The organism is Metapseudomonas boanensis, assembly GCF_018704125.1.
GTDB classification, from domain to species: Bacteria; Pseudomonadota; Gammaproteobacteria; order Pseudomonadales; family Pseudomonadaceae; genus Metapseudomonas; species Metapseudomonas boanensis.
The window spans coordinates 1-1,664 of sequence record NZ_JAGTIS010000048.1 but is presented as its reverse complement, the minus strand read 5'-3'; the positions used below and the strand labels follow the sequence as shown (position 1 = coordinate 1,664).

The 1,664-nt window shown below is 64.9% G+C and carries 1 protein-coding gene and 1 pseudogene; both read left to right on the top strand.

Features of this window, described 5'->3' with window-relative positions; translation table 11 throughout:
* The first annotated feature begins 160 nt into the window (after positions 1-160).
* On the top strand, positions 161-1,033 hold the full coding sequence (locus J7302_RS26225; RefSeq protein WP_394359116.1) for a D-hexose-6-phosphate mutarotase: 873 nt from the start codon (positions 161-163) through the stop codon (positions 1,031-1,033).
* A 360-nt stretch (positions 1,034-1,393) separates the two neighbouring features.
* A pseudogene (locus J7302_RS26220) lies at positions 1,394-1,664 on the top strand (bifunctional 4-hydroxy-2-oxoglutarate aldolase/2-dehydro-3-deoxy-phosphogluconate aldolase); the annotation flags it as partial.

The window sequence follows — 1,664 nt, the reverse complement described above, 5'->3', positions numbered from 1 at the left end:
CTCTCTGGGACCTGGAGGCCAACGTCGGCACCGGGCGCGAACTGTTCGCCTTCATGCGCGAGGCCTTCAGCTCGGCCGAGCAGGGTGCCAGCGCCTTCACCCGCAACCTGGAGGGCCTGAAGTGAAGGTGGCCTTGCAGGAGGAGCGGCGCCGCGTCGGCTTGCAGAAAGCCCAGGAAGGGGAGTGTCTCGATTCCCCTCTGTTGGCGCTGCTGCGGCCAGTCGACGGTCAGCCGTTTCGTTGGGCTGAGCATCAGGGGCGCGAGCTCCTGCTGGTGGAGCACCCGCGTTGCACGGCGGTGTTCAGCCGCCAGGGCGGGCAGTTGCTGCACTTCCAGCCGCGTGGCGAGCGCCCGTTGCTCTGGTGCGCCGCGCGCTGGCCGAAGATCGGCGCCATCCGTGGTGGCGTGCCAGTGTGCTGGCCCTGGTTCGGCCGTCACCCAATGGAGAGCGGCTGGCCGCACCACGGCTGGGCGCGGTTGAGCGACTGGCGCTTGACCGGCAAGGAGGCGGACGCCACCGGCGTGCGCCTGAACTGGCGGCTGGAACTGCACGACTGGGTCGTGGAGCTGGAGGCGGAACTGGGCGATGAGATGCACCTGCGACTCACCACCCGTCACCGCGACAGTGAAGCCTGCGTGCTCAGCCATGCGCTGCATGCCTATTGGCGGGTGTCGGATGTGGCGCGGGTCGGGCTGCTCGGCCTGGACGGCGCCGAAGGCCGCGACCTGCTGGCCCGCGAGCCATGCAGACAGGAAGGCGAGCTGCGCATCCTCGATGGCTGCCACCGCGTGTTCCGCCGGGGCGGCAAGGTAACTATCCAGGATGCTGGCTGGCAGCGGCGTATCTGCATCGATGGGGGTGACAATGCCAACACCGTGGTCTGGCATCCCGGAACTCAGCCGCTCAGTGATGTGAGCTGGGCTGAAGGCTTGGGGTTTGTCGCCGTGGAAGCGGCAGCCTGTGGCCAGGACAGCCTGACCCTTGCACCCGGTGAAGAGGCCCGACTGAGCTTGAAAGCCAGGGTGGGCTGAAACCGTGCCCGGGGACTGGCCGGGCAGATAGGCCAGTCTCAACTAGGTCCCGCTCCTGAATACCTGCATTGAGGCTCGAGCGCTTGCTACCGGCGGGTTCGGGCCAGGCCGGACGCTGGTGGCCGAGCTGACTTGCTGCTCTTGATAAATTTCCAGCCGGGAGGGGTGATCTGGCCTAGCAAATGTTGTTAGTATTACTACATTGTGTTGAGTTGTCAGGTTTATAAACAACGTAAAAGGTCTGTTTGATAGGTTAAATATCAACAAACGCCTTGCGTCTAGCCTTGAATCTGCCACTGGCCATGTTGCTTTACACACTTACTGAGATTCTACCGGTGCCCTGAGCCCGAAGGACCGTCCATGATCAGCATTCCCCTCAGCCGGGCCAGCCATCGCGAAACCGTTCCCAGCATGGTCGACAAGGTTGCCCTGATCGACCAGCTCTGTGACGCTGCGCGTATCCTGCCGGTGATTACCATCGAGCGTGAACAGGACATCCTGCCGCTGGCCGATGCCCTCGCCGCCGGTGGCCTGCGCACCCTGGAAGTCACCCTGCGCTCGGAGCATGGCCTCGCCGCCATCCGCCTCCTGCGCGAGCAGCGCCCCGAGCTGTGCGTTGGTGCCGGCACCG